This is a genomic window from Bacilli bacterium (assembly GCA_036381315.1).
Lineage (GTDB): Bacteria > Bacillota > Bacilli > Paenibacillales > KCTC-25726 > DASVDB01.
In genome coordinates this window covers 1-6,445 of sequence record DASVDB010000178.1, presented here as the reverse complement: position 1 = coordinate 6,445, position 6,445 = coordinate 1, and the positions used below count along the sequence as shown (strand labels likewise).

General features: G+C 54.7%; 5 protein-coding genes. All 5 read right to left on the bottom strand.

The window, feature by feature from the left end; genetic code table 11:
• Positions 1-686, bottom strand: a 686-nt coding sequence (gene argB, locus VF260_13350) for an acetylglutamate kinase (GenBank protein HEX7058168.1), incomplete at its 3' end; no start/stop codon positions are given.
• Between the two features lie 34 nt (positions 687-720).
• On the bottom strand, positions 721-1,950 hold the full coding sequence (gene argJ / locus VF260_13345) for a bifunctional glutamate N-acetyltransferase/amino-acid acetyltransferase ArgJ (GenBank protein ID HEX7058167.1): 1,230 nt from the start codon (positions 1,948-1,950) through the stop codon (positions 721-723).
• Positions 1,951-1,970: 20 nt separating this feature from the next.
• A complete protein-coding gene (gene argC, locus VF260_13340) occupies positions 1,971-3,029 on the bottom strand; it encodes an N-acetyl-gamma-glutamyl-phosphate reductase (GenBank protein ID HEX7058166.1) in 1,059 nt (352 codons plus the stop codon).
• A gap of 120 nt (positions 3,030-3,149) precedes the next feature.
• Positions 3,150-4,251 (bottom strand): peptide chain release factor 2 gene (gene prfB / locus VF260_13335; GenBank protein HEX7058165.1). Its coding sequence is split into 2 segments (ribosomal slippage): positions 3,150-4,178 and positions 4,180-4,251, totalling 1,101 coding nucleotides; the frame shifts between segments, so codons are not numbered across the junction.
• 55 nt (positions 4,252-4,306) lie between these two features.
• A partial coding sequence (secA, locus tag VF260_13330) for a preprotein translocase subunit SecA (GenBank protein HEX7058164.1) occupies positions 4,307-6,445 on the bottom strand: 2,139 nt, incomplete at its 5' end.

Here is a 6,445-nt window from a genome sequence, read left to right as displayed (position 1 = left end):
ACTTGCCGCACCTTGCCCTGGATGCATTGGACGGCAGCCCGCACTTTCGGGATCATGCCGCCATAGATGACGCCCGATGCAATCATTTCTTCAATTTCTTGTACGGTGACGGTCGGCAGCACTTTTTTTTCGCCGCCAATTTCCCGCATAATGCCGGGAACATCGGTTACGACGATCATTCGCTCGACGCCAAGGCCGGAGGCGACGGCGCCCGCCGCCGTGTCGGCGTTGATATTGTAGCGCTGGCCCGCCGCATCGATGCCGATCGGCGCGATTACCGGAATGTACCCCAAACGAATTGCCGCTTCGATCAACTCGGTGCGGACATGGACAACTTCGCCGACAAAGCCGATTTGCGCCGCGTTGGCTACCGGCTTCGCCTCCAACATGCGCCCGTCCACTCCGGACAGCCCCAAAGCATTCGCGCCCGCCCGCAACAGCTTGCGGACGATTTCTTTGTTGATGCTGCCGAAAAGCACCATTTCCACTACGTCCAAAACAGCCTCGCTCGTTTTGCGCAAGCCGCCGACAAACTCCGTCGGGATAGCCAATTTCGCCAGCGTTTCGGAAATCGCCGGTCCGCCGCCGTGGACAATAACCGGAGCCAATCCCTCTTCGCGCAACTTGCGCAAATCGTGATAGAAAGCGTCCGGAAGCTGCGCCAGCGTGCTCCCTCCACATTTCATGACAAAACAGTTTGCTTCCATCATGCGCTCCCCATCAAGTGCGATAAGCGGCATTGATCCGCACGTATTCATACGTAAGGTCGCAACCCCAAGCGACCGCCCGGTATGGTCCCATATTCAATCTGATTTCAAAGACGATCGTGTCGCCCTTCAAATATTCCAGGGCGCGCGCTTCATCAAATTTGACCGGGCGCGACTGCCTGAGCACGAGAATCTCGCCCATATAGATGTCCACGTTATTAACATCAACCTCTTGCCCTGCGCGGCCGACCGCGGCAATAATGCGCCCCCAGTTGGCATCCGCGCCGAACGCCGCGGATTTTACGAGGCTTGAGCCGACCACCGTCTTCGCGATCGCTCGCGCCGCCTGTTCCGAAACGGCTCCGATTACGCGGGCTTCGATCAGCTTGGTCGCGCCTTCTCCGTCGCGGGCGATGGCTTTCGCCAAATATTCCGCAACGTAGCCAAAAGCTCGCGCAAAATTGCGCCAATCTTTGGCAGTGGAAGTTAGCGGCGTATTGCCCGCCAGCCCGCTTGCCAACGCGATCACCATATCGTTTGTGCTCGTGTCGCCGTCAACCGTGATCATGTTGAACGTCGCGTCGGTCGCCATGCCGAGCAGATTTTGCAGTTCGCCGTCCGCGAGGGCGGCATCCGTTGTAATAAAACCAAGCATTGTCGCCATGTTCGGATGAATCATGCCGGAACCTTTGGCCGCTCCGGCGATATGCACCGGACGGCCGCCAACGTCGACGCGTACGCAAATCATTTTTTGCCTCAGATCGGTCGTTAAAATGGCCTGGCAGAAATCTGCCGCCCCGCGCTCGCTAACTTTTTCGGGCAATCCTTCGATACCTTCGGTCAGCTTGCCCATCGGCAGCGGTTCGCCGATCACGCCGGTGGACGCCACTGCCACCAGATGCTCCGGCATGCCGAAAACGCGCGCCGCGACCGCGCGCATCTCGCGCGCATCGTCTTCCCCGCGCTGTCCCGTGCAAGCATTCGCGTTGCCGCTGTTCACCACGATTGCCTGCAGTTTACCTTCCGCCGCAATGCTCTCGCGCGTTACTTTTAGCGGCGCCGCCTGAAACGCATTGGTCGTATACACTGCCGCAGCCGCGGCGGGCACTTCGCACACGATCGCCCCGATATCGTTGCGGTGGGATCTTTTCAGCCCGCAATGATATCCGCCTGCCTTGAAGCCTTTGGGAGTTGTGATTGTGCCCCCTTCCACGACAGTAAAACCGGTTGTTTTGATCAACATGCTGTTATTCCACCATTCTTTTAAGGATAAAGCGCCGGTTTCCGCAATCCCGTTGCTTCATCCCAACCCATCATCAGATTGAGATTTTGCACCGCTTGGCCGGCAGCTCCTTTGACCAAATTATCCGTAACGGAAACGATTGTTACCCTGTTCGTGCGGTGATCGACGGCAAAGCCGATATCGCAATAGTTCGAACCGGACACTTCTTTGGTGGCCGGCCACACGCCTTGCGGACGAATGCGGACGAACGGGCGCCCCTCATAAAATTGCCGGTACAGATCGATAAAGTCCTGATCGCTTCTGTCGCCTTTCACTTTTGCGTACATCGTGCACATAATGCCGCGGGTCATCGGGACAAGATGGGTCGTAAACGTTGTGACGATATTGCGCTCGGCAACGTCGGACAGCACTTGCTCGATTTCCGGTATATGCTGATGTTTGTTTAATTTGTATGCGCTCAGATTCTCGTTTACTTCGGAGTAGTGCGCAGACAGTTTTAAGCCTCTGCCCGCGCCCGATACGCCCGACTTGGCGTCGATAATCAGCGTTTCGTCGTCGAGCCAACCCGCTTTGACGGCCGGAATCAAGCCTAAGAGCGCCGTGGAAGAATAGCATCCCGGGTTGGACACAAAATCCGCCCCGCGGACGTTTGTGCCGTACACCTCGGCCAAGCCGTACACCGCGCGTTGCAAATACTTTTTATCCGCGGCCTTACGTTTGTACCATGTTTCATAGGCTTCCTGGGATCGCAGCCGAAAATCTCCGGACAAGTCGATTACTTTCAATCCCGCATCCAATAAGCGCGGACAAAGTTCGGAACTCACACCCGACGGCGTCGCCGCAAAGACAACATCCGTTTTCGCCTTTAACATATCCACGTCGACGGGATCGAGCGTTTCGGTAATAATATCGGTCAAATGCGGAAACCACTCGGACATCGGCGAACCGGCGTGGGATGCGGAGACGACCGATGTGATCCGCACATTCGGATGCTCCAGCAATAAACGGATTAATTCAACGCCGCCGTAACCGGTCGAACCGACGATTCCGATCCGCAGCTTGGTGTTTGCAGCTGCCATGGCAAATGCCTCCCGTGCAAGAATATGTATTATTATACATACTAATGTATATTAATTCAATAGTTCATTTTCCACAAAAAAGGGCAGCGCGCTAAAACCGACTGCCGTTTTGATTCCCACTTATCCAATTTGCATTCGTAAAAACGCATCGATAAACGGATCAATTTCGCCGTCCATCACCGCTTGCACATTGCCCGTTTCCACCTGCGTGCGGTGATCCTTCACCATGCTGTACGGGTGAAACACGTAGGAGCGGATCTGGTTGCCCCAGGCGATATCCGTCTGTTCGCCGCGGATTTCCGCCATTTGCCGCTCTTGTTCCTGCATCTTTCGTTCGTACAGCTTGGCCCGCAACAGTTTCATCGCCCGTTCGCGGTTTTGGATCTGCGAGCGCTCGGTTTGGCATGCGGTCACGATGCCGGTCGGCAAATGCGTGATGCGCACGGCCGACTCCGTTTTGTTCACGTGCTGGCCGCCGGCGCCGCTCGAACGGAACACGTCAATTTTTAAATCCTCCGGGCGGATTTCAATTTCGACATCATCTTCAATTTCCGGCATGACATCGCAAGAAACGAAGGAAGTATGCCGTCTGCCCGATGCGTCGAAGGGGGAGATGCGCACCAGACGGTGAACGCCTTTTTCCGCCTTTAAGTATCCGTATGCGTTATGGCCTTTGATCAGCAAAGTAACGCTTTTGATCCCGGCTTCATCGCCAGGGAGATAATCCAGTACCTCTACTTTAAAATTGTGATCATCGGCCCAATGCCTGTACATCCTGAGCAGCATTTCGGCCCAATCCTGCGATTCCGTACCGCCCGCTCCGGGATGAAGTTCCAGGATGGCGTTGCTTTTGTCGTATGGCTGGTTTAACAAAAGGGAAAGCTCAAACGATTGCAATTTCCCGACAAGCGCGCGGATGCCTTGCTCCAATTCGCCGACTATGCTTTCGTCGTTTTCCTCTTCCGCAAGCCCCAACATCAACTCCAAATCCTCGCATTCCGCAGCCAATGCCTGGTATTCATCCACGGATGACTTGACGGCGTTCATTTCGCTAATCAACTTCTGGGCTTTCTCATTATCGTCCCAAAAATCGGGCGCTGCCATTTTCACTTCATAATCGGCAATCTGCTCCAGTTTCAAATCGAGGTCAAAGAGACCCCCTGAGCTCGGCGAGCCGCTTGCCCGCTTCTTTTAGTTTCTGCTTCCATTCGCTGTCAATCATGTTGTTGCCCCTCCCTGGATTTTCGCTTATAAGCGCCTTCTAAGCGCCGCCTGTTTTAAGATGCGCCGTGGCAATGCTTGTATTTTTTCCCGCTGCCGCACGGGCAAGGTTCGTTGCGCCCGATTTTTGCATCGCGGCGTACCGGCTTCTTGCCGCCGCCTTCCGCTTTCGGATCGACCGCCTGGCCCTCGGCGACCGCTTCACGCTGCAAATTGCTTTCGACGTGCGCACGCATAATATATGTGGCGACTTCCTCCTGAATCGATTCGATCATCTGCTGGAACATCTCAAAGCCTTCGAATTGATATTCCCGCAGCGGATCCGTGCCGCCGTAAGCGCGCAAATGAATGCCCTGGCGCAGCTGGTCCATCGCGTCGATGTGATCCATCCATTTGCTGTCAACCGCGCGCAGCGTCACGACCTTTTCAAATTCGCGCATCAATTCGCCGATCTCGATCTCACGCTGATCGTACTGCTTGCGCACCGTTTCTTTCAACAGATCGACGATTTCGTCTTTTTCCTTGCCTTGGAGGTCTTTTTCCGTCAACATACCTTCCAGCAGGAATGTGCCGTGCCCGTGATCGATGATCGCCTGCAAATCCCAGTTTTCAGGAATTTCTTCGTCCTGGCAATGGGCGTCGACCACGCGCTCAATGCACGAGTCGATCATGCCCAGGACAATATCACGGATATTTTCCGACTCCAGCACTTCGCGGCGCTGTTTGTAAATAATCATCCGCTGCTGGTTCATGACATCGTCATACTGCAGCACGACTTTGCGGATATCGAAGTTGTTGCCTTCGACCCGCTTTTGCGCGGATTCGATTGCCTTTGAGATCAGGCGGCTTTCAATCGGCTGGTCTTCCTTGAAGCCGAAGCGGTCCATCATGTTCATGATGTTTTCCGCGCCGAATCGGCGCATCAATTCGTCTTCCAGCGAAATATAGAATTGCGAAGATCCCGGGTCGCCCTGACGGCCCGAACGGCCGCGCAACTGGTTGTCGATTCGCCGGCTTTCATGGCGTTCCGTCCCTATAATATGCAGGCCGCCGATATCCGGGACGCCTTCTCCCAGCAAAATGTCTGTGCCGCGTCCGGCCATATTCGTGGCGATCGTCACCGCGCCCGGCTGCCCGGCCAACGCGACGATCTCCGCTTCTTTGGCATGGTGTTTGGCGTTTAAGACCTGGTGCGGGATGCCTTTCTTTTTTAACATTTCCGAAAGCAGTTCGGATTTTTCAATCGACACCGTGCCTACCAGCACCGGCTGGTTTTTCTTGTGGCGCTCGACGATTTCCTCGACAACCATGCGGAATTTGCTCATTTCCGTCTTGTACACAACATCGGGCAAATCCTTGCGGATCATCGGCTTGTTTGTCGGCACCACAATGACGTCCAGCCCGTAGATTTTATTGAACTCTTCTTCCTCGGTCTTGGCCGTGCCGGTCATGCCGGCCAGCTTCTGGTACATCCGGAAATAGTTCTGGAAAGTGATCGTGGCTAGTGTCATGCTCTCATTCTGCACGATCAATTGCTCTTTCGCTTCGATCGCCTGATGCAATCCGTCGCTGTAACGCCGGCCCGTCATCAAACGCCCGGTGAACTCGTCGACGATGATAACTTCGCCGTCCTGCACGACGTAATCGACATCCCGCTTCATGATCGCATGGGCTTTCAACGCTTGCGTCACATGGTGGTTCAACGTGATCTGGGAATGGTCGAACAAATTTTCGATGCCGAAAGCGCGCTCCGCCTTGGCGACGCCGCTTTCCGTCAAGCTTACCGTTTTCAGTTTCGCATCAACCGTGTAGTCTTCTTCCGGTATCAGCTTGCTGACAAAACGATCGGCGGCATAGTACAGCTCGGTCGATTTCGCGGCTTGTCCAGAAATAATGAGCGGCGTTCTTGCTTCGTCGATCAGGATGGAGTCGACTTCGTCGACAATGGCATAGTATAAAGGCCGCTGCACCATTTGTTCTTTGTACAGCACCATGTTGTCACGCAAGTAATCGAAACCGAATTCATTGTTCGTTCCGTACGTAATATCGCAGGCGTATGCCTCCTGTTTTTCCTGATGCGACATGCCCGGGACGTTCAATCCGACCGTCAGCCCGAGATAGTTGTAAATTTTGCCCATCATCTCCCGGCCGACGCCTGCCAGGTAATCGTTCACCGTGACCAGATGCGCGCCTTT

Bases quoted from the DNA above. Each gene is read 5' to 3' on its own strand.
- argC (HEX7058166.1), bottom strand. From the start codon at position 3,029: ATGGCAGCTGCAAACACCAAGCTGCGGATCGGAATCGTCGGTTCGACC.
- argJ (HEX7058167.1), bottom strand. From the start codon at position 1,950: ATGTTGATCAAAACAACCGGTTTTACTGTCGTGGAAGGGGGCACAATC.